The sequence below is a fragment of the Rhodohalobacter sp. 8-1 genome (genome assembly GCF_038150125.1).
Taxonomy (GTDB): Bacteria; Bacteroidota; Rhodothermia; order Balneolales; family Balneolaceae; genus SW132.
This window is the reverse complement of sequence record NZ_JBBVMF010000009.1, coordinates 77,768-99,298: the sequence shown is the minus strand read 5'-3', so window position 1 is coordinate 99,298 and position 21,531 is coordinate 77,768. Positions and strand designations below refer to the sequence as shown.

At 45.3% G+C, this 21,531-nt stretch carries 18 protein-coding genes; 13 read left to right on the top strand and 5 right to left on the bottom strand.

Annotated features, from left to right (window positions below):
- Positions 1-111: 111 nt before the first annotated feature.
- Entirely contained in the window at positions 112-2,202 is a 2,091-nt protein-coding gene (locus AABW11_RS11105; RefSeq protein ID WP_340105162.1) for an alpha/beta fold hydrolase, read from the top strand.
- Positions 2,203-2,436: 234 nt separating this feature from the next.
- The gene (locus AABW11_RS11100; RefSeq protein WP_340105161.1) at positions 2,437-3,834 is read left to right on the top strand and encodes a M28 family metallopeptidase; all 1,398 of its coding nucleotides are present in this window, start codon (positions 2,437-2,439) and stop codon (positions 3,832-3,834) included.
- 272 nt (positions 3,835-4,106) lie between these two features.
- Here AABW11_RS11100 and AABW11_RS11095 read toward each other — a convergent pair whose 3' ends face one another.
- Positions 4,107-6,647 carry a DUF5916 domain-containing protein gene (locus AABW11_RS11095; protein WP_340105160.1) on the bottom strand — a complete coding sequence of 847 codons (2,541 nt, stop codon included), beginning with the start codon at positions 6,645-6,647 and terminating at the stop codon, positions 4,107-4,109.
- Positions 6,648-6,964: 317 nt separating this feature from the next.
- Between AABW11_RS11095 and AABW11_RS11090 the strand changes: the two genes are divergently transcribed.
- From AABW11_RS11090 to AABW11_RS11080, 3 genes are all read left to right on the top strand, one after another.
- Positions 6,965-7,762: a dienelactone hydrolase family protein gene (locus AABW11_RS11090; RefSeq protein WP_340105159.1), complete on the top strand. Its 798-nt coding sequence runs from the start codon at positions 6,965-6,967 to the stop codon at positions 7,760-7,762.
- A 465-nt stretch (positions 7,763-8,227) separates the two neighbouring features.
- Positions 8,228-9,187, top strand: coding sequence for an alpha/beta hydrolase (locus AABW11_RS11085; protein WP_445263763.1), 960 nt, complete (start codon positions 8,228-8,230; stop codon positions 9,185-9,187).
- 151 nt (positions 9,188-9,338) lie between these two features.
- Positions 9,339-10,022 carry a 3-keto-disaccharide hydrolase gene (locus AABW11_RS11080; RefSeq protein ID WP_445263762.1) on the top strand — a complete coding sequence of 228 codons (684 nt, stop codon included), beginning with the start codon at positions 9,339-9,341 and terminating at the stop codon, positions 10,020-10,022.
- Between the two features lie 12 nt (positions 10,023-10,034).
- Here AABW11_RS11080 and AABW11_RS11075 read toward each other — a convergent pair whose 3' ends face one another.
- Complete coding sequence (locus AABW11_RS11075; protein WP_340105156.1) at positions 10,035-11,003, bottom strand: proline iminopeptidase-family hydrolase; 969 nt, start codon at positions 11,001-11,003, stop codon at positions 10,035-10,037.
- A gap of 187 nt (positions 11,004-11,190) precedes the next feature.
- Between AABW11_RS11075 and AABW11_RS11070 the strand changes: the two genes are divergently transcribed.
- From AABW11_RS11070 to AABW11_RS11060, 3 genes are all read left to right on the top strand, one after another.
- A complete protein-coding gene (locus tag AABW11_RS11070) occupies positions 11,191-11,679 on the top strand; it encodes a hypothetical protein (RefSeq protein ID WP_340105155.1) in 489 nt (162 codons plus the stop codon).
- Positions 11,680-11,751: 72 nt separating this feature from the next.
- Entirely contained in the window at positions 11,752-12,309 is a 558-nt protein-coding gene (locus AABW11_RS11065) for a DUF1572 family protein (protein WP_340105154.1), read from the top strand.
- Positions 12,306-12,656 (top strand): amidohydrolase family protein, encoded by a 351-nt coding sequence (locus AABW11_RS11060; RefSeq protein ID WP_340105231.1) that lies wholly within the window; start codon positions 12,306-12,308, stop codon positions 12,654-12,656. The genes AABW11_RS11065 and AABW11_RS11060 overlap by 4 nt, the downstream gene beginning before the upstream one ends.
- Before the next feature lie 76 nt (positions 12,657-12,732).
- Here the strand turns inward: AABW11_RS11060 and AABW11_RS11055 are convergent, their stop codons facing one another.
- Together AABW11_RS11055 and AABW11_RS11050 are read right to left on the bottom strand one after the other, a co-directional pair.
- Positions 12,733-13,191 (bottom strand): DUF1905 domain-containing protein, encoded by a 459-nt coding sequence (locus AABW11_RS11055; RefSeq protein WP_340105153.1) that lies wholly within the window; start codon positions 13,189-13,191, stop codon positions 12,733-12,735.
- 333 nt (positions 13,192-13,524) lie between these two features.
- Positions 13,525-14,154 (bottom strand): hypothetical protein, encoded by a 630-nt coding sequence (locus tag AABW11_RS11050; protein WP_340105152.1) that lies wholly within the window; start codon positions 14,152-14,154, stop codon positions 13,525-13,527.
- Between the two features lie 851 nt (positions 14,155-15,005).
- Here AABW11_RS11050 and ppk2 (AABW11_RS11045) point away from each other — a divergent pair.
- Complete coding sequence (ppk2, locus tag AABW11_RS11045; RefSeq protein ID WP_340105151.1) at positions 15,006-15,854, top strand: polyphosphate kinase 2; 849 nt, start codon at positions 15,006-15,008, stop codon at positions 15,852-15,854.
- A 4-nt stretch (positions 15,855-15,858) separates the two neighbouring features.
- A complete protein-coding gene (gene ppk2, locus AABW11_RS11040; RefSeq protein WP_340105150.1) occupies positions 15,859-16,623 on the top strand; it encodes a polyphosphate kinase 2 in 765 nt (254 codons plus the stop codon).
- A gap of 289 nt (positions 16,624-16,912) precedes the next feature.
- On the opposite strand, the gene AABW11_RS11035 is transcribed toward ppk2 (AABW11_RS11040), so the two are convergent.
- Positions 16,913-18,148 (bottom strand): serine hydrolase domain-containing protein, encoded by a 1,236-nt coding sequence (locus AABW11_RS11035; RefSeq protein WP_340105149.1) that lies wholly within the window; start codon positions 18,146-18,148, stop codon positions 16,913-16,915.
- 506 nt (positions 18,149-18,654) lie between these two features.
- Here AABW11_RS11035 and AABW11_RS11030 point away from each other — a divergent pair.
- The 3 genes from AABW11_RS11030 (at position 18,655) to AABW11_RS11020 (ending at position 21,530) form a co-directional block, all read left to right on the top strand.
- A complete protein-coding gene (locus tag AABW11_RS11030; protein ID WP_340105148.1) occupies positions 18,655-19,947 on the top strand; it encodes a serine hydrolase domain-containing protein in 1,293 nt (430 codons plus the stop codon).
- Between the two features lie 307 nt (positions 19,948-20,254).
- Positions 20,255-20,830, top strand: a complete 576-nt coding sequence (locus tag AABW11_RS11025) for an RNA polymerase sigma factor (RefSeq protein WP_340105147.1) — start codon at positions 20,255-20,257, stop codon at positions 20,828-20,830.
- The gene (locus AABW11_RS11020) at positions 20,823-21,530 is read left to right on the top strand and encodes a hypothetical protein (RefSeq protein ID WP_340105146.1); all 708 of its coding nucleotides are present in this window, start codon (positions 20,823-20,825) and stop codon (positions 21,528-21,530) included. Before AABW11_RS11025 ends, AABW11_RS11020 begins: the two co-directional genes overlap by 8 nt.
- Position 21,531: the final 1 nt, after the last annotated feature.

Here is a 21,531-nt window from a genome sequence, read left to right as displayed (position 1 = left end):
ATTACTTCTTTTTACGGAATCCTCACCCTTCCCAATCCGGTTGTTTCGTAGATTTTCACTACATTAACAAGCCATATTAAAACCTCTTCACATCAAATTTGAATTGATAATATGATTCGGATCTTCATAGTTCTCTTTGCCCTGATTTTCACATTTCCATTCCAAAATTCTGTCTACTCACAGGATACAACCCCATCCGATAGCCTCTCTCTCGAAAGTATTTTCCTCGAGCCCATGATTCCCGGCATCCGGCCCTCATTGCGTTCATTCTCAGCCGATCAGCAATCGATATATATTTCCTGGAATGATTCGGCATATTATGATACCGGTCTGTACGAGCTCTCGCTCGATAGCGGTGATCCCAAAAAGGTTGAAGACATCGACCGCGCCATTCATTCGCCAAATAATCGTCATGTGGCATACACAAAAGATGGCAATCTATTCGTGTCGCGAGCAGACGGCAGCGGAGAACGGATGCTTTTTCAGTCTGAGAACCCGGTCTATAGCATCGAGTGGGCACCCGACAGCCGGCAAATTGCATTTGTCAAATCGGGCGACATCTGGGTAACTAATATTGCACAGCCCGGCATTCAGCAGGTAACGGCCAAATCTGACGAAGAGCCTGGTTTTTCACTCGGTGGCTGGTCTGGCAGCGATGCACTTATCATCAGCCAGACAGATTTTTCCGACGCGAGAACTATTTATTTTCCAGAATACGTGGGTGAATTTGTTGTGCCGGGCCCGTCGCGACGGGGAATTCCCGCCGTGGCACTCTACCATGCCAACCTCGAAACCAATGCAGTAGATACGCTGATGAATGGCGTTCATCGCTCATCAACCAGGGCTTCCTACTCCGGCCGCTTTGTTGCCGTAGATTCCTCAGGCGCAGCATTGAAAAAGCGTGATATTATCCTGCACGACACCCATCAAAACACAAAGAGTATCGTTTTCACAGATTCGACCGACGGCTGGCTGTACGACCGCGACATGGAGTTTGCTCCTGATTCAGAAAAAATGTTCTTTCTGTCTGAACAAACCGGCTGGAACCACATCTATCTTACCAATGCCATTACCGGCAGCTTAGAGCAGCTTACCGAAGGCGATTATGAAATTACATGGGCAGAATGGCTAAGCGATAATGAGATTATTTACGCCAATAACGAAGCCGACTATGGCGAGCGCCATCTCTTTATCTTAAATCTGGAAACCAGAGAAACTGAACAGCTCACTACAGAAGAAGCGTACAGGTATCAGTTTGAACTTAGTCCGGACAAATCGAAACTCATTTACGCCAAAACATTTTTCAATGAGCCGTATGAGCTTTTCATGATCGACCTGGAAAATCCCGGCGAGGAGATTCAGCTTTCAAACTCCGTTCCGGATTCTTTTCACGACATCGACTGGCAGCGTGAAGAGTACATTCGATTTACCGGGCGCGATGGGGAAACTGATATTTCGATGTCGGTTCTCTATCCAGAAAATTACAATGCGGATCAGACCTACCCTGTTGTGGTATTTGCCCATGGCGCCGGATCGCTGCAAAATGTATATAAGGGGTGGTCAAATAATTACTGGCGCGAATATATGTTCAACCAGCTACTCACCCGCAATGGTTATTTTGTGGTTGATGTCGACTTTCGCCACAGTACCGGCTACGGCCGTGACTTCCGTGAGGATGTGACCAACTGGATGGGCCGGTATGAAACGATGGATATTGTAGACGGACTTGACTGGGTTAAGGAAAAAACCGGTGGCGCGCTCGATCTCGATAACGTGGGGATTTACGGCGGAAGCTATGGCGGATTTATGGCACTTTATACACTTACAGCCGCTCCTGACCGATTCCATGCCGGTGCGGCACTGCGGAAAGTATCCAATTGGCGGAATTACTATTACGCCAATCCCTGGTATACGCTACCACGCCTTGGAGATCCCGAAGAGGTCCCTGAACATTATGACCGAAGCTCGCCGCTGACCTACGCGCCTGAGCTGAAGCACCCGGTTATTCTGCTGCACGGACTGATCGATGACAATGTAGGCTCGCAGGATACGTTCCAGTATGCCGAGGAGCTGATTCAAAACCGCCACAGGAATTTTGAGATGATGATATACCCGTCAGAGCGCCATAGTTTCACCAGCGCCAACTCCTGGTATGATGAATACAGTCGTATTTTCGAATTTTTCGAGGAGCATTTGAAGTAGCTGCTATAAAATCCAAAACTATACTTTTAAAAGCTTTTGAGAATGGACTCATATTCCCCTCCTTAAAAAGGAGGGGTTAGGGGTGGTTGGATCACCGATCTTTTTCTTATCCAAAAATTTAAATTTAGTTCACAGGATTTTTGAACCACCCCTGCGTCCCCTCCTTAAAAAGGAGGGGATTTATTGCACGCAAGCCATTTAAAAGCTGTCACCAATCACCCCAAACAAAACTCAATGAAATCCATCACCACTCTTTTATTCACCCTGATTCTGCTAGCAACAGCAACCAGCACTTTCGCCCAAACCAACGCCAACAGCGGTATTTCATCTGGGCCGGTATATCAACCTTTTTTGAAAGAAGTAGCCGATGACGTATCTGCCGACCGGCTTGAAGAAGACATCCGAACCCTGGCCGGATTCCGCAACCGCCATACATTGTCCGACACCACCTCCGATACTTACGGTATCGGAGCAGCCCGTCGCTGGATTAAAAAAGAGTTCGAAGCTATTTCTGAAGCATGCGGTGGCTGTCTTGAAGTCTTTTATGTGAGTGGAGAAGTTGGAGGCACAAACAGGATTCCTGACCCTGTAAATATCGTGAACGTAGTAGCCGTCCAGCGCGGAACAGCAGATCCCAGCCGCGTGATTATGATGACGGGTGATATCGATTCGCGGGCATCTGACGTAATGGATGCCGAAATCGATTCTCCAGGCGCAAATGACAATGCATCCGGGATGGCGGGAGTGATTGAAGCTGCGAGGGTATTGAGTCAGCATGAATTTCCCGGCACAATTGTGTATGCAGGACTCTCCGGTGAAGAGCAGGGTTTATTTGGCGGAGAAATATTGGCCGATTACGCCATCGAAAATGGCTGGCGGATTAAAGGGGTGCTTAACAACGATATGATCGGTAATATTGAAGGTGTTAATGGCGTCATCAACAATACGACCGCGCGCGTCTTTTCTGAAGGAACCCGTGCAAATGAAACCGAACGGGAAGCACGCATTCGGCGGTTCACGGGTGGCGAGGTCGATTCTCCATCACGAAACCTGGCTCGATACATCCACACGATGGGTCATCAGTATATTGACAACCTGGATGTGATGATGATCTACCGGCTTGATCGCTTCGGCCGCGGCGGCCACCATCGCCCATTTAACGAGGCTGGATTTCCGGCGGTCCGTATCATGGAAACGAATGAAAACTATGTTCGCCAGCACCAGGATATTCGTGTTGAAGACGGAATTGAATATGGCGATGTGATTGAAGGCGTCAATTTTGACTATGCCGCCAAACTCACCGCGCTGAATGTGGTGACGATGGGAAGCATGGCAATGGCGCCGGCTCCGCCCGTGGGCGTTGGCATCGATGGAGCCGTTCAGCCTAGCACCACCCTCAGCTGGGATGCCCTCAATCCTGAGCAAAACCCACAGCTCGAAGGCTACAAGGTCTACTGGCGCCTGACCACCTCTCCGGTCTGGACAAATGCGCGCCCCACCGGTAACGTCACCGAATACACGCTCGAAAATATCGTGATCGACAATTACTACTTCGGCGTGGCCAGCGTGTCGGAAGACGGGTACGAAAGTCCGGTTGTATTTCCTGGGCCTGCGGGGTCTTTTGGGGAGTAGTAGATTGGGGAATTGGTTATTTGTTGATTGGTTATCACTTTTATTCGATGCTTAAGACCATCAGGTTTCGCTTACTGTTGTTGAGGCGGGTGAGACTGTCTAAGAAAGCAGTCTCGTGCACCTCTCTCGAGCTTTCATCATTGATGATACAGAAAAATTAAACCGCTGATATGGGCAGAGGTTCGTCTAACAGGGAAAGATAGGCAAATCAGGGAGGGCAGTATGAACACCCCCAATGCCTCCTACCTTTCCGGAAAGTCTCATAACTGCAGTTAGTAAAGAAATGTATAGTCCAGTTTGATCATAAAAGTATTATTGGGAATTATATCAAATACATCTCTGATTTGATCACCAAACTGTTTCTCATAGGGAGAGTCAGCAAAAGGAGCTAATGGATTGATTCTTTCTTCAATAAATCGTCCGTGAGACCATACAAGAAAAAATGTGGCGCCGGGCCGGTATTCCCACCTCAAAACCGTATTTGACTGGAAACTGTTCAGAGAGAATTCATCTCTCTTTGGATAAGGGTCAAACTGAGAAAGATTATCACGATTATCAAGAATTTGGAAATTATCATATTTACCCCGCGCCATAAAATACTGACCATAGAACTGTAAGGAAAGATTTTGTATAAAAGTGATGGTGCTTCTGACAGTAAAATCGATAGACCGGGTATCACGAGCACCAAATACCGGGGCATAGTATGTATTGTCATTCACCCGGCGGGATTGTTCAAATATGGAATCCAGCAATCCTTTATCATCGAATAATACATAATCCTCCGGGCTGAGCCGCGTCGGCGGCGCAGATTCTTTACCAATCAACCAGTCGGAACCTCTTCGTCTGAATGATTCGTTTGCTGCCCATGCAACTACACCCCTTTCCCATTCTATCTCTACATTTCCCATAAAAGATAGACGTGATCCAACATTGACGTTTCCCCTCATTCCCGTGCTGTATTGCCTTCCACCGTTATCAAAAAAAGACCCTGCTATCTCCGGAGATAACTGCCATGATCTTCTCTCATCTGTTTCATATTCCAGTTCAATTCCAAAACTTAAAGGTTCCGCCCACGGGCCTAATCCCCTTGTCTCAAAAAGGTCATAACCGCCAAAAATATTATCGAATGAAAAACCAATCTCAAAAGACTGAAATGTTTTTAAAGTCCATTCAGATCCAAAATTCAGGCTCATTCCAAGATCCAGCCCCTTATCATATGAAATGCCTTGCCGGCCAAAAAAGTCAGCCTTAGCCTGCTGAAATAGCCCAAAAGGCTGGCCTCTGTTAATTTGGTACTCAACTCTTGACAACCCTACAATGTAGTTGTTTGCACGGAGCTGTCCGATATCATTGGGATTAAATGTATCACTGAAGACGTCAACCCCGGTAAATCCTGTCAACTGTCCCTGGCGCTTTACAGACCACAACCTGCCTGCAAAACCTGTTTCTGAATTCTCCTTTGCAGTTAATGTTCTATGTGTGAAAGAAGCAAATCCTTCAATGCCGTAATTGTTATCTAAAAAACGAAAATCCCAGTCTGAGCCTCCTGAATAACTACGACGCCGGCCATCCCCTCTTGAGTAAGGACTATCAAAAAAAGTTAGTATAGAGCCAATAGAAGAATAATCGCCAATTTGTTGACTGACACGGCCTACCCCATAATTGTTTGAAGGGTTAAAATCATCCCCGGTAACAGCACCAAGAAATCCGAATGAAGTTCCTTTATCTGTGCGGCCCGACAATTTTGTAGCACCAATAATTGGATTTTGAGCACCTATTCTTCGGGTATATAAAAGTTCGCCTCGCCCGACTGAAAACTCATATATATTGAACCCTTCGACAAAAAACGGGCGTTGTTCGTCAAAAAACGTTTCAAAAGCCGACAGATTTAATTCAGCAGGATCTGCTTCAACCTGGCCAAAATCGGGATTTATGGTGGCATCAAGTGTTACATTGGGGCTTAATCCGATTTTGAGATCGCCACCTGCATCGAAACTCGTACTTGAAAGTACCGACCCCGGTGTATTTAAATTTTCCTGCCTATTAAGCCTGCTGACAGTGTAAGGGCGAAACTGAATATTCGGTCTTGGCTCTATGTTTCTTATCTCTCTTAATTCGCCAAAGCTGGCTATCAGGTTGTCGCGCTCCACCCTTGGTACCATCGGCCATTCAGATACCTCCCCCAGTCTTGGTATTCTTCTTGTAAAATGGATACCCCAAGTCAGATTTGCAGCGTTTGAAAATCGCAGCATGCTGTATGGTATTTCCATTTCCACTATCCAACCCTCACTTGTAATACTGACCTCTGAGTACCAAATTGCATCCCATGACGTATCCATACCGCGAACCCCCCCGCCTGTTTGGATTGCGTCATACTGTGTGCCCGCAGCACTTACACCAAATGCATATGCATTTTGACGATCAAAATATGAATCTATAGATACCCGAAACCAGTCCGCGCGGTTATAGTCGTCTCTTCTTGCCAAAGCGCGTTCAATATCTTCCGGATTTTCATCATAAAGTACAGCTCCTATATATACGCTGCCCTCACCATACAAAATTTTGACTTCCGATTGTTGCGTGGCTGGCGCACCTTCATCGGGAGTAAACTGTTGAAAATCTATTGCCGTATCCGCGTGTTGCCATGCTTCTTCATCCAGCCGGCCATCAATTTGGATGGAAGATTCTATTTCATAAGCATTTAATGTTCGTAAGTTTTGCGCTGTGCTCAGTATGGGAAAGAGAAGCAATCCTGTCAGAAACAAGGAAAATGGCTTAAATCTCATTTGTATACTCAAGTTATTATTTTTCATTCATTTAAAATTTCCAGCAAGAACTAATTAAATTAACCCGTAGTTATCTGGTTATTAAGTTCTAACGGCGTCCGGCTTATATCTGTACTCCGAGAAGTGATCAATTTATGTTAGAAATCTATGGTAAAATTGAAGTTTTGTAAGTAAAACTTTATTAAAGTGATAAGTGGAAGAGTATGATATTTTAATGTCAACCGAATGGGAGATAAGCAATCAATGTTAGAGACCAAACGCGGCTAATTCATTTAGGCATCAGCAAAATGTTTTAATAAATGATTAACCAATAGCCAGTGTTTTATATATAACCGATACCACTCATGAAACTAATTTACCTTCTGATCTTATCCTTTTTTCTGACCACACTTTCTGCAGCACAAAATTTTGCGCTGGAACAGCTCGAAAACTCACCCCGTCATCACGAATGGGTGACTGTGGAGCAAGAGGGCCGTGAAGTCTATAATTTTGTTGCTTACCCGGAAACGTCTGAGGACGTGCCCGTAATGATTGTGATCCACGAAAACCGCGGCCTCACCGACTGGGTTCGAAGTTTCGCCGATCAAATGGCTGAGGCCGGGTATATCGCTATCGCCCCGGATCTCCTCTCTGGTTTTGATGAGGACCATAGCCGCACGCCCGATTATGCTTCATCTGATGCCGCTCGCGATGCACTTTACCAGCTCAACCCAGACCAGATCACGGCTGACCTGATGGTGGTTCAGTCATACGCTGAAGGGCTTGATGCATCAAACGGAACAATCGTCGTGGGTGGATTTTGCTGGGGTGGTTCACAGACATTCCGATATGCCACCAATGCTGATGGCTTGGATGCAGCCATGGTCTTTTACGGAAGCCCGCCATCAGATGAAGAAGCTTACGCCAATATTTCCGTGCCGGTTTATGGCTTTTACGGCGAGGACGATCAGCGTATCAACTCCACAATTCCGGAGACAGAAGAGTTGATGGAACAGTATGGTAACACATACGACTACGTGATTTATGACGGAGCCGGTCATGCTTACATGCGCCGCGGGGATGACCCGAATGGGTCTGAGGCGAATAAGTCGGCACGAGATCAGTCGTGGGAACGACTTCTGGACATTATGTCTGATTTATAGAATTTCAGGCAAATATAAATTGATACAGATGGCTTTGCCGTCGGATACCCGGGGTGCACTTCTCCACTTACGGCATTTCACCTTAACACGATCTGGTTTTAAGTAAAAGACAATTCGATAGGACAAAACCCTCTGATAACTATTTACTGACAATTTACTCACAATGATACATTCAGCCACGTATTAATGGCGCTGAAGTACGGGATCACAAAATAAGCAAGCTTTTCCGTGTCTTTATTGGTGTGAAAGAGTCACTCATTTATACAGCAACATTACAGTTAACTGTACCCGGGATTCCATATCGGGCATTACCGTTGTTTATCTTTTTAAACTGATTATATAAATAATAACTTGTTTTAGTTACATTGCTGAAAGAAGGTCCAACCCATTTGAGCACAGGGTGTTATGCTAATTACATAAGATTGATTTAAAATCAACCATCACCGAACTATGAATGATAAAATTATGAACCATACGCTAACTGCCTCAATCGCCACATTTCTTGCATTTGCCGCTTCCATTCTTCTCTTCACTACATCCGCTGTGGCACAAGATGGAACGATATACCCGCTTGATGCTCCTGATGAGCCAAATGCTATTCCGCTCGGTACAGGTGAAGTCGAAGGGCAAACCGCGCCCGAAACCTGGTTTCGCCAATGGGGTGACCCGATGGCGAGGAATATCTCTACTGCAACTCTCACTCCGTTTTTGCCAGAACCTGACAAAGCGAATGGAGCTGCAGTAATCGTTGCACCTGGTGGTGGTTTCAGATGGCTTTCACTGGGCAATGAAGGATGGGAAGTTGCTGAGGCACTTGCCGAACAGGGGATAGCCGCCTTTGTGCTTAAGTATCGACTCCACCCTACCCCTGAGTCACTCGACGGCTTCAGAGACTCGATGAATCGAACCTTTGACACAGCAGCAGCTGACTCAGCTGATACACCGCAAAATGAAGAACCACCAAGCCGGCCGCAAAGAGACCTGTCTGACCAACTTGAAGATGCCGAGGCCGCTTATGCCATGATCGTTGACCGGGCTGAGGATTGGGGCGTCGATACTGATCGGCTGGGTATGATTGGCTTTTCGGCAGGTGCCGGTCTTACAATGCATTCAACAATCAATTCACAGACTATGAAACTGGCCTTTATTGGCCCGGTCTACGGCGGTATGGGCCCGGTTGAAGTACCAAATGACGCTCCGCCTATGTTTAATGTTATCGCCACAGACGATTTTCTTTTTCGAGGACAGTTCGGCGTCATCAAGTCCTGGTATGATGCGGGGGTACCGGTCGAGTTTCACCTTTATCAAAATGGCGGCCATGGCTTCGGCCTTGGGAATCCGGACCGCACCAGCAATCGTTGGTTTGATGCATTCATTCACTGGCTGGAAGTAAATGATTTTCTGGCTGCCAGTTCAGAAGGGTAAATCTACGTTGCAATGCTTTAGTCAAAAAGGCATCTCCATTGATCATTTCTTCTGCAGAAAAAGTCTATCTTACTTCCATAACTACATATAGAACATACTATATCCGGCCATGAAACTACCCGCTTATCTTCTTCCAGTTCTTTTCTTCGCTATGCTTGCCTGTCAATCAGAATCTCAGTCTCAACCTGAAACATCTGAAAGCGGAACAGACACTATTTCTCTTTTCAATGGCGAAGATCTTACCGGCTGGCATGCAGATGTTCCGGCAATGGATGAAAACCCGGATACTACCGAGGCTTTTATTGTGCGAGACGGCATGCTGGTCAGTCTTGGTGACCCGCGAGGCCACCTGATTACAGATGAAGAGTATTCCGATTATCGCCTGGACGTGGAGTATCGGTTTCCGGGCGAACCGGGAAACTGCGGAGTTTTAGTACATGCATCCACCCCGAGAGCGCTATATGGGATGTTTCCTCAATCAATTGAGGTACAGATGATGCATGAAAATGCCGGGGATTTTTGGGTGATTGTAGAGGATATCACCGTACCTGATATGGTAGACCGACGAGGGCCGCAAGAGGAATGGGGTATCCGCGAGGGAGAGAACCGGCATATTCTTAATTTAACGGAAGATTCAGAAAATCCATTGGGAGAGTGGAACCGGATGACGATCGAAACGCTGGGCGACTCAATTAAAGTCTGGGTCAACGGTGACATGGTCAATTTCGGGTATGATGCCACCGCCGAAAGCGGACACATTGCACTTCAGGCGGAAGGCGCCGAAGTGGAGTTTCGAAAAGTTGAACTAACGCCCATTACTGCGTTAAGTGACTAAAACGCGGGCAGTTTAAAACTCTCCGCTATCCACATCTTTCAGGAATGTCACAATACCGTTAATATAGGTTTTCTGGTCGTCATACTGCGACAGGTGGCTTCCGTCAGGGCAGTGCAGGTAGCGGCCGTTCTGAACTTCGCTCGCCATCCACTCCATATGCTTTGGATCCATCGTGTCGTGTGTGCCGCCAATGGTAAGCGTTGGAACAGCAATTTTGGGGAGATCCTTTGTTCGATTCCAGTTTTCCAGTGTGGCACCACCGGTGATGCCAAATTCGCTTGGCCCCTGCATATACATATAGACCTCTTTATTGAGGTGTGAAAATGTTCGTTGTATGGAGTTGGGCCACTTATCCAGTGGTATTCGCAGCACATGGTCGGTGTAGTGGTGCTCCATCAGCAATTCTTCATAGCGCGGATTTTCAAAGTCCTCCTTCTCTTCAAGCTCAAGAATTTCTTTATAAACCTCATCCGGCATCTGGGGACCCAGCACCTCTTTAGCATATTTGTTATAGGCTTTAACGTCAGCCATCATATTCGAAATAATGAGTCCCTTCAGAAGATCCTGATGCGCCAGTGCATACTCCATCGCCAGCATTCCGCCCCAAGACTGACCCAGCAGAAAGAAATTGTCTTTGGTCAATTCCAGGGCTTTTCGCACCTGCTCTACTTCATCCACAAACCGGTCGATCGTCCATAATTCCTCTCCATTTGGCTGATCACTGTAATAAGATCCAAGCTGATCGTAGTAAATATATTCGATTCCTTCATAAGGCAGGTATCCATCAAAACACTCATAGAGTTCATGAGTAGCGCCCGGTCCGCCATGAAGAAGCAATACCCGAATCCTGGGATTATTCCCAACCCGTTTTGTATACACCTTAAACTCTCCCTTTGGAGTTGAGATCGGTATCATATTGATGCCGCCGGTAAACTGGTCTGCTGCCCCTGAATAATCTAAGTAATCGCTCTTTTCTGCCATGATTTGCTCCGCTTAATTGTTGAATTTTGATTCTTATAGATAGTCAAGCGTGGGGAAAAAAGAAAGAGGCTCACGTCATCTTTAGTTTTTTAAATAAATTCGGAATTATATACATATTTGACTTACCCTTTATAATGATAAGTCTATTCATCAAAACAAGATTTAAAGCAACCCTTATCCGTCCATCATGATATTAGAATCAGGTTTCATCTATGTAATCCTTGTTGCGGCTGTTATTATAGTTCTTTTAACGATTAGCTATAAGTTCTGGAAAGGCAAACCGAAAGATGAGATCGATAAAACAATCATCGACTTGAATATTATGATATTTTCCAGTGGATTCATGATAGTCGTCTTTATGTTTTTGCTTCCATTTCCTTCATTTATAAGTCCTTCAGGTCTACCGGAATCAATCGGGGATTCGCAGTCAAACGAAGAACTTCTTTCATACGCTAATAACCTTGGGTTAGCTCTTGATCGTCTGCGGGACATCATCTATTTCTTCTTTATTTTCATTGTATTCGGACTTTTGGGTTCTTTTTATCAGGTCACTAAACTTGTTAGCAGCCTAAGAGAGAAAGATAATTCAGAGTCTTCAATGGATTTAGAAAAATCTATTTCTCAGAAAATGCAAAGCTTGCTGGAATCTATTCGCAAAATAGATCGGAAAGAATAAATTAAAGCTCTTCACTGAAGGGATCTGTTTTACAGATTCCTGTCAAAATTCTCACCTAAATTCTGAAACGTTATGATACTTGAGTACCTAACCTCCACCCGGCAGCAGTTTGTATTCTATAAGGAAATGGGAGATAAAACCTTCAACCAGCTCGAAGATGAAGATCTTTTCTGGCAGTATAATGATCAGTCCAATTCTATCGCGATTTTGGTCAGCCACCTGTCGGGCAACATGATTTCGCGGTGGACAGATTTCCTTACCACCGATGGTGAAAAAGAGTGGAGAAAACGCGACGAGGAGTTTGAGCCCGTCATAAAAACCCGTGATGAGCTGTTAACGGCCTGGGAAAAAGGCTGGGCCTGCCTGTTTGATGGGTTTGATACGATTGACGAGTCTAATTTTGACACCAAGATTTATATCAGAAACGAAGAGCACTCTATCATTAAGGCCGTGAATCGTCAGCTGGCCCATTGCGCGTATCATGTTGGGCAAATCGTATACATCGCTAAAATGATAAAATCAGACGACTGGAAAAGTTTATCTATTCCGAAAGGGGAATCATCGGAGTTCAACGAAAAGAAGTTTTCAAAAGGCGGACACTCAGGATCTCTCACAAATGATTTGAGCTGAAGGGATCTTGGCATACCTATTTAAAATCGCATTACAGATTCATCGAAAATATTGAAGCCGGCGTACCTGTAATGACGGGACCAGATGCCGGAAACCCAACCATGGTCCCCGGCTATAGCGCTCACAAAGAGCTCGAGTTTATGGCTGATGCGGGGATGTCGCCCGCCGAGATTCTAAAGTCAGCCACAATCATACCCGCCCGTTTTCTGAATATGGATGAGACTATGGGGAGTATCGCGGAAGGAAAAGTGGCCAACCTCATTATGCTTGATGAAAATCCGCTTGATGATGTGAGCCATACCCAGACGTTGAGCCGGGTGATGCTTGAGGGGTATTGGATTGAGTAGTTACAGATGACGTGGTGAAGTCTCTGACTCTATTTTTATCATTAGAGATGTCGACCAATACTATTTCAGTATAAATCTAATTGAGCAACTGGTTGATGTGAAGGTTGATCTGTTCAATTTGTTTTGCCTCGGTACCTTTTGCGGTAATATTCCCTATAATTTCATCTCTTTCCTCTCTGCTTAGGGCTTTAAATTTGCCAAGTACGCCGGCATCATTGAAACATTGAAGGATATCCGATTTTCCATCAATTCTATCTTGGGTATGCAGAAACAGTGTTACTGTAACCTCGTCGCCTCCACTTTTGCCAATGGCATCTCTAATTTCCTTATTTATCGAGATCATTTTGTCCTCGTCCTTTCGAGGTGCCAAGTTCATTTCTTTCAGCTCATAATCATCGATGAGTCCCGAAACTTTTAGTAAGCCCCATTTGCCTTTGATATCTGCGGTTTCAGGAATAACAATATGGTAAGTCCAGGCACCTTTACCTTTCTCGTATATCAATTTGAGTTTTTCTCTGTCGACTAGTTTTTTCAACTCTATTCAGGTTTTTGATATTGCAGGTAAAATTAGCATATAACCAATGCTGTTAAGGTCATCCTTGCTTCATATGAAAGTTTTAACACTGTTATTCTTAGAATGGTTGGAATATGATGAAGAAACGAGATATCATATCAAAAAACGAACATCAGCTTGTGCAAAGAATTATAATGAACAACACCAAAATGTTGTGTAGCGAAATGCTGGAGATGTATTGGCTGGATTGAAAAACCCGGGAGACTCCGTATTCATACGTTATAATTTCTTCTTTTGAATCTCCTTTTCTGGGGTACCTCGAAAAGTCTATACCTTTAATAGAATCTGCTTCGGTTATTTTATTTTTTCAACCAGCTCCCCGTCTTCATACCTTTGCTGGATAGTGATGCGCCCCTCTTCATCATACTCTGTCATGAGTCCCTGTTTTAATTTGTTTCCGGTATACCCGGTGTAGAATGATTCAAGCTCCAACTGTCCGTTTCTGTGCCACAAACGAACATGCCCCAAACCATCTTCGGTTTTACCGGGATGGAGGTCTTGATAGACTAAAACCTCATTGACATACATCTCCTCAAGATGAGGCTTATCCAAATACAAGTCACTTTTTTGCAGATAGATATCCCCATCTTTGGTCATCAAAGAGCCGGTATTGAACCCATCTTCATAGTAAAGCTCCATATGCAGACTATCATTCTCGACATAATATACCTTTTGAGTTCCCGTGAAAAGGTCTCCGTTAGATGTGTATTGAGCAAAAAATGGTACACCAAGTTCTTCAGAACGGTCTGCATCATACTGAAGCTTCACATCGGTATAAGTGGTTGGCTCAATCAAATCACTGAGCTTAATATCTGAGAGATCGGGCTCTTTACTGCAGAAAGTCAGAGTTAGCAACGCAAGCAGAGGAAGCAATCGTAATTTTCCTAAACCGGATTGGGCTATTGGGTAAAAATTAAGCATCATTTTAAGTCGTTTTTCTCTGATGAATAGCAAATACTGCTGGTTGAGCTCATAGGTACAATCCCGTCATAGAGCCGAATTAGTTCTTTTGGCCTCCTTTTACCGATGCCCCCTTACTGACCTTGCTTTTACTTATTAACGTTATCTGATACTTCAAACGGTTGTTTTAATCATCGGCACTGTTCTTTATTGAATTAAGTCTGATTTAGTGATCCTAAATTTTTCAGGTTCTACCGGAAAGTTTGTGGGTTGATGACAAAATATGTGAATAATCGCTTAGACCATGTTCAACATTTTCCAAATTTATAGGTCATTACTTTTGCAGATCCTTCTCTTCGCCATCAACAACAATGGCTCGATCAGGATGACACGCTCTTTGGTGAGCATACGGGCGGCGTGGTTGCATTCTACATTTTCAATATCGTCTTGTCGTCACGCCGCCCGATACCCCAAGCCGAATCATTGTCATTCTGAATAAAACGGTGGTTTTCCGTTTTGTGAAGAATCTGCAAAAGCAACATGTTTTGTTCTATCAAATGACTCGTTTAACTTTCTGAATGACCCATTTGGCTTAATAAGACTATGAATAGGATTATAACATGTACCCACAAACTTTCCGGTAAAACCTATTTTCACCTATGCGCCAAGTAAGGCACTTTCGCATTCACAAAGGTTTTTTTGATCATTAATATCTGTTTTCTCTCAGGAGAGAATTTAGTGCAGTTCAACAAACCATTGACTTTCTCCCGTCGAATTGTACCTTCCTGATAATATGATATCACAACAGAACAAAACACGACTCAATACGGCAAAAGCTGCCCGTTGTCTCCGTAAGATTAAAATATCCACGATTTATGGCATTTGAAGCTGATCACCTGAAGCAAGCATCCACCCGGTCTGAACTCATTGACCTGGCCCGAAAACACGATATCCCCATTGATCGAACCCTCAGAAAACTTGAGTATGAGGCTGAACTGAAACAGCTTCAGATCGAAATGGTGAATCTGCAAAAGTGGGTCGCCCGGACCGGTCGCCGGCTGGCCGTTATTTTTGAGGGACGTGATGCCGCCGGAAAGGGAGGCTGCATCAAACGGTTTAAGGAGCACCTCAATCCGCGGTCGTCTCGTGTAGTCGCTCTTACCAAGCCCACAAAAGTTGAGAGAGGCCAATGGTACTTTCGGCGCTACATCAAAGTACTGCCCAACCCGGGTGAGATGGTCTTTTTTGACCGCAGCTGGTATAATCGTGCCGTGGTAGAGCCCGTGATGGGGTTTTGCAACGAAGAAGAGTACGAACAGTTTATTGTTCAGGTCCCGGAGTTTGAGCATCTGCTCTATGAAGACAACCTGATCATCATCAAATTCTGGTTCTCGATATCGCGGAATGAACAGCAGAAGCGGTTTGACTCAAGGCTAAAAAACCCGCTCAAACAGTGGAAATACAGCCCGGTAGACAGGAAGGGGCAGGAGCTGTGGGACCGCTACACGCACTACAAGGAGCAGATGTTTGCCAAAACCCATACCAACTACAGCCCGTGGGTTATAGTTAGGGCAAACGACAAAAAACAGGCGCGGCTGGAGAGTATGCGGTACGTGCTTTCACGCTTCAATTACGACGGCAAAGGAGAGTCCGAAGCCACAGTGCTGCCCGACCCGAATATCGTGATGCAGTACCATCGCAGTTCTAAACAAATTGACATCTGACCACATGAAATTCAGCGACGAAGATTTAGGACTACTGAATTCAGAATTGGGTAAATGCGCCCTTCTCCGCCGGTCTAAACCGAGCGTGAAACGAGCGCTGTCTGAGGTGCGATATGCCCACAGCCTTCGAGAAGAGCAGGAAGAGCTCATCAAACTTCAGCAGTGGGTCATCGAAAATGACAAAAAAGTGGTAGTGCTCTTTGAAGGCCGTGATGCGGCAGGTAAAGGCGGGGCAATCCGCCGGCTTACGGAACGCATCAACCCGAGACACTATCGTATAGTAGCGCTAAACGTGCCAACCGAAGATGAACGCAAGCAGTGGTTCTTTCAGCGGTATATCTCGCAGCTGCCCAATCCCGGCGAAATGGTGTTTTTTGACCGCAGCTGGTACAATCGGGCTGTGGTGGAGCCGGTCAACGGTTTCTGCACAGATGGAGAGTACGAGATTTTTATGTCGCAGGTGAATGAGTTTGAAAAAATGCTGATCCAGTCCGACACGCACCTGATTAAGATCTATTTCTCAATCACCAAAAAAGAGCAAGCCAGTCGTTTTAAGGATATCAAAGGCGATCCGCTGAAAAAGTGGAAAATGACGGCTGTTGATGAACGCGCACAAGAATTATGGGAGGATTACACCACCTACAAAGAGAGGATGTTCGAAAAGACAAACAGTGATCACGCCCCCTGGAATGTGATCGATGCCAATGATAAAGCCCCCGCCCGGCTTGAGACGATTCAGTATATTCTGGGGCGGATTCCTTATGAGTGAGTGAGCGTGAATTAAAGTAGCAAGGGAGGGCTCATCTGAAATTTGATTCCTCTATCACTTATCCATTTGTAACAAAACAAATTTCGAGGGTATAAAAAACACAAAGTTAAACTGAAAGACTACTGCCTGGTTTAAATTTGATAACCATGGAACTCAGATAAAACCTAAGTGCTGAGGAACAATTAGCTCTTAGGTTTCAGATTTTCTGCATCTAAGATTAGTCTGAGTGAATCAACCGGAATTGATTGAAAGAAATTGTTATTCATAATCGGTTCGAAAGAAACAACTATTATTCCGCAGTCATGCCCAAAGAATGTGTTTCCGACCGGAAGTACTCAAAAACATCCGGAATAACCGTCAGCGGATAGCTCGAGCTGGTGTTGATGAGAATACAGATCCCGATGCCATCCTCCGGTGCAAAGGCAATCTCACTGCGGTACCCGTTCACATAACCACCGTGATAGACGATTTTTTGTCCGTGATTATCAAGGACCCGCCATCCCATGGCGTAATGCGATTTATTGACGCCTACCCAGTGTCTGCTGTATCGGCGGTTATTCATGGTTACGAACGGAGTATAAATATCTTCAAGCGTTTCTTTAGAGATGACACCGGGTTGGTGCCCGGTTAACAGAAGCAGCCATTCCCCCATATCTGAGGCTGACGCATTTATTCCGCCGGAAGACACCGCATTGTAATATTTTCTTGAAATCGAGATTGGAACGCGGCCGCGTGCTCGGGAATAATAGACGTGAGGCAGTGCTACATTCCCGGAATTCCGTATGCTGTCATAACTGGCCGAGGAATATTCCATCCCAAGTGGACTGAACAATCTTTCGTGTAGCAGGGAATTAAAGTCGGTGTTGGTTTGGAATTCAAGTACTTTTTCTATCGCTGAATAGGCTGCGTTTTGGTACGAAAGCTGATCGCCTTCTTTCGCGATCAAAGGAACACGTTCCAGGCGTGGAATAATGCGGTCTAATGTTAGCCCGTCTTCCACCAGATTCGTATATGCGTGGCGCGGCAACCCAGATGTATGAGATAGCAGGTGCCGGACCTGAACCCGGTTGGTTTGTTCGGGATCATTCAGCTTAAACTCTTCTAAATACTTCGAGACTGGATAATCCCATCTGACCAATCCTTCTTCAACAAACAGACCCGTCAGAACCGAGGCAAAACCTTTTGACACACTTCCCAGCCTGAACACGGTATGTTCGTCAACTTTTTCGGGGTTGCCTGCCTCTTTCACGCCAAATCCTTTTTGATAGACAACCCGCCCGTCTTTAACAATCGCAACAGCCGCACCGGGGATTTGTTTGGCGATCAGCCCCTCGGTAAAACTCTGCTCAAATTCATCCAGAAATGTGGTCATCGAATCGTCCATTACCCATTCCTCGGGTTTGGGCTCAGACGCTAAGTCAGGCTCAGCTGCAGGCGGCTCCGGTTTGATACCCGTAAAAGCCAGGTATGATCCGACAACGGCAATCAGCAGTAGTATTACAGAGAAAATTCGAATTACAGACAATTTATAGAAGACAAGAAGTTAAAATTTGTACTCATACGATGCTTATACAGCCAGCCGTGTATAATAGTGAGTTTATCTAACAAAAGTATAAACCAAAGTTCAATTCGAAAATAGGGAAAAATATCTAAAGCTGACCAAAAAGGGCGGTCATTTAGTTAATTCAATTTTGAATACTGTATATACCGCCTTTATGGGGATGGGCGATCCCATCTCTCTACTTCGGAATGCGGGATAACAGGCCTTTTACCGGACTGCTTTAAATGTATTTCAGTAATGATAACAATCGAACTCAGGTTATAAATCAAAAATTTCGTTTACGCGGGCATTCCCTGGCAATAATTTGAAACCTGATTTCCGGCAGCCTGTATTTCAACTTAATTTAAATCTGCGTGTAGGAATTTCGGATTACGGTTTTTATATAGAAACAACCACGATCTGCTCTTTAGTAAATGTCACAGACACCTGAGCTGACCTTACAAAACCCATTAACCTTTCATTCAAACCTCATGAGAATTCTATTCGCTGCTTTCTTCAGTCTGTTTACAATTGTAAGCCACGCTCAAACCAATTCTATCGTCTCTACACCACCCCTCACTGAAGGGCGTGCAGAAAATTACGGCATGTCACCGGAACGCCTCTCACTGATTGATAGTATGCTGGCTGAACAGATCGAAGAAAACCGGATTCCGGGCGCGGTAGCCCTCATTGCACGAAATGGCAAAATTATTTATCACACATCATTTGGGATGGCTGATAACCAAAGCGGCAGAGAACTTGAGCGGGATGACATCTTTCGGATTGCGTCTCAAACAAAAGCGATCACGTCAACAGCTGTAATGATGCTTTGGGAGGAGGGCTACTTCAGGCTTGATGATCCCATCTCAACCTATCTACCGATTTTTGGCGAGGCGCAGATACTCGACACGTTCAACGCCGACGATACTACGTACACAACTGTTCCCGCAGAAAATCAGATTACCATCCGGGATCTGATTACTCATACATCTGGCATAGGCTACGGTGTTATTGACGGAGATGAACGCTTCAAAATGATCTATGAGAAAGCGGGTGTCACCGATCTTTTCACGACTGAATCCATCACAATTGAAGAGAGCGTGACCCGGCTGGCGGAACTGCCGCTGCATCATGAACCGGGCGAGGCGTTTACATATAGTGAAGGTCTTGATGTGCTTGGGTATTTTATTGAGGTGATGTCAGGGATGCCGTTTGATGAGTTTCTTCAAACACGGATTTTTGACCCTCTGGGTATGGATGATACGCGATTCTACCTGCCGGAAGCTAAACACGACCGGCTTGTAACCGTGCAGCAAAAAGATGAGAATGGAAAGTGGACACCCTACCCCGAAACATTTTATGATCCTGACTATCCCAAAACAGGTGCTATGACATTTTTCTCAGGTGGTGCCGGCTTATCCGGCACAGTCGAGGACTATGCTAAGTTTTTGCAAATGTATTTGAACAATGGTGAATATGGCGGCATCCGCCTTCTTAGCCGTACGACCGTTGAATTTATGATGCAAAATCAGGTGGCCGATCTACTTGGAGAAAGCGGGAAAGACTACGGCCTGGCATTTGGGCTGATTGATGAAAATGGGGAAACGATGGGTGGACGTGGCAGTGAAGGTACATTTGACTGGGGCGGCTATTTTAACACCTCTTACTTTGCCGATCCGGAAGAAAATGTCATTGGAATTTTATTCAAACAAACACAAGGACCAACCGGAGATCAGTCAGGATGGAAATTTCGGCAGATGGTTTTCCAGGCAATTGACGATTAGCTATTAGCTATTAGAGGGCCTCACATTTTGTAATTACTCAACTGTCGGCTGCTCCCCATATGGGAGTTTTGTTACGAAGAAATCCGTTTGGACCGGCTGATGGGCGCCCCTAATCCTTCAGCCCGCAAATACAGCGTGCAGGCGGATAGTAATGAAAACCTTCGGCAATTTTCTTCTCTTTCAAACCACTCCATTTTACCGATCTCAATTTTTTTCATTTCGCTTAAAACTTTTTTCAGACCTGTATCGTCATACATTCAGAACCTGAAGAATTTTCGGGGATAAATCAGGCTAACTGATGGATAACATGGACGACACGCTTCTTATTAAACAGGTACAAAACGGCAACAGGGCCGCTTATACCCAACTCGTAGAAAAGTGGCACTCAAAAATCTACCGGTTTGCCTATCGCTTTTTTGCTGATGAAGATGAAGCGCACGACATCACCCAGAAAACGTTTATCAAAACGTATCAGAATGTGAACACCCTGAAGAATCCAGAGAAGTTTTCGTCCTGGATATACAGAATCGCTAACAACCTCTGCCTGGATGAACTGAAGCGCGCCGGCCGGCGAAAGTCCACATCTCTTGAAGCGTACATCGAACAGTCGGGCAGACTTGAGGGAGATCAAATAGCACCCGATACCGACTTACAAAACAAAGAGCTCGGCACCATTCTTCAAAGAGCGTTGCTCACGCTCCCTGACGAGCAGCGGACTGTCATCATTCTGAAAGAATATGAAGGCCTTAAGTTCAGGGAAATCGCCGACATTCTTGAGGAACCGGAAAGTACTGTGAAATCCCGCCTCTATTACGGGCTTAAATCAACCCGGCGAGTATTGACCCACTGGAATATCAAACACGATTATCTGAACAATGGATAAAAACGACGTACAATCCAAACTGATGGACTATCTCTATGATGAGATGGGGCCAAACGAGCGACGAGAATTTGAAAAGTTGCTGCGCAATCAACCTGAACTGCAGCAGGAGCTCAACGAGATGCAGGCTACCCGCAATCTTTTGCAGGAAGAGTCTGATGAGATCACGCCGAAAAAACTAATGCTGATTCGGACTGAGGAGAATCACACTGCTGGTGATAAAACATCCAACCCATCAGGAAATCCAAAAATATATTTCCTGAAAACATTTGCCGCTGTCGCAGCTGCTATCCTGGTGACCGTAGCCGTGTTTTCATTTGTGAATCTTCAAATCAACCAGACAGAACAAGGAACTCTGATTTCGTTCGGCACGCCTCAGCCGCAGCCTGTTGAGGAACCTGCCGAAACTGAGTCGTTCATCACAGAGGATGAATTTTATACCATGATGAGCGAGCTGCAGGAGCAAAATAACCATGTAATGGCCACAGCTCTTGAGCAAACGCGCGAGCAGCATCAGCAGCAGATGGAAAACGTGATTCAAACCCTCACTACCTATTACAACCGGCGGCGCCAGCAGGACCTTGTGCTGGTAAGCGAGGGGCTGGCACAGCTCGAGGAAGAAACGTATTACAGGTTCCTTCAGACCGAAGAAGCCCTGGAAGACCTTATTTTTGCACTGAATGTTCAACAACCAAACGAGTGAA

What these genes read in the sequence shown, in the direction of transcription:
- AABW11_RS11105 (WP_340105162.1), top strand. Translation starts at nt 112, where the DNA reads ATGATTCGGATCTTCATAGTTCTCTTTGCCCTGATTTTCACATTTCCA.
- AABW11_RS11100 (WP_340105161.1), top strand. Translation starts at nt 2,437, where the DNA reads ATGAAATCCATCACCACTCTTTTATTCACCCTGATTCTGCTAGCAACA.
- AABW11_RS11095 (WP_340105160.1), bottom strand. Translation starts at nt 6,647, where the DNA reads ATGAAAAATAATAACTTGAGTATACAAATGAGATTTAAGCCATTTTCC.
- AABW11_RS11090 (WP_340105159.1), top strand. Translation starts at nt 6,965, where the DNA reads ATGAAACTAATTTACCTTCTGATCTTATCCTTTTTTCTGACCACACTT.
- AABW11_RS11085 (WP_445263763.1), top strand. Translation starts at nt 8,228, where the DNA reads ATGAACCATACGCTAACTGCCTCAATCGCCACATTTCTTGCATTTGCC.
- AABW11_RS11080 (WP_445263762.1), top strand. Translation starts at nt 9,339, where the DNA reads ATGCTTGCCTGTCAATCAGAATCTCAGTCTCAACCTGAAACATCTGAA.
- AABW11_RS11075 (WP_340105156.1), bottom strand. Translation starts at nt 11,003, where the DNA reads ATGGCAGAAAAGAGCGATTACTTAGATTATTCAGGGGCAGCAGACCAG.
- AABW11_RS11070 (WP_340105155.1), top strand. Translation starts at nt 11,191, where the DNA reads ATGATATTAGAATCAGGTTTCATCTATGTAATCCTTGTTGCGGCTGTT.
- AABW11_RS11065 (WP_340105154.1), top strand. Translation starts at nt 11,752, where the DNA reads ATGATACTTGAGTACCTAACCTCCACCCGGCAGCAGTTTGTATTCTAT.
- AABW11_RS11050 (WP_340105152.1), bottom strand. Translation starts at nt 14,154, where the DNA reads ATGATGCTTAATTTTTACCCAATAGCCCAATCCGGTTTAGGAAAATTA.
- ppk2 (WP_340105151.1), top strand. Translation starts at nt 15,006, where the DNA reads ATGGCATTTGAAGCTGATCACCTGAAGCAAGCATCCACCCGGTCTGAA.
- ppk2 (WP_340105150.1), top strand. Translation starts at nt 15,859, where the DNA reads ATGAAATTCAGCGACGAAGATTTAGGACTACTGAATTCAGAATTGGGT.
- AABW11_RS11030 (WP_340105148.1), top strand. Translation starts at nt 18,655, where the DNA reads ATGAGAATTCTATTCGCTGCTTTCTTCAGTCTGTTTACAATTGTAAGC.
- AABW11_RS11025 (WP_340105147.1), top strand. Translation starts at nt 20,255, where the DNA reads ATGGACGACACGCTTCTTATTAAACAGGTACAAAACGGCAACAGGGCC.
- AABW11_RS11020 (WP_340105146.1), top strand. Translation starts at nt 20,823, where the DNA reads ATGGATAAAAACGACGTACAATCCAAACTGATGGACTATCTCTATGAT.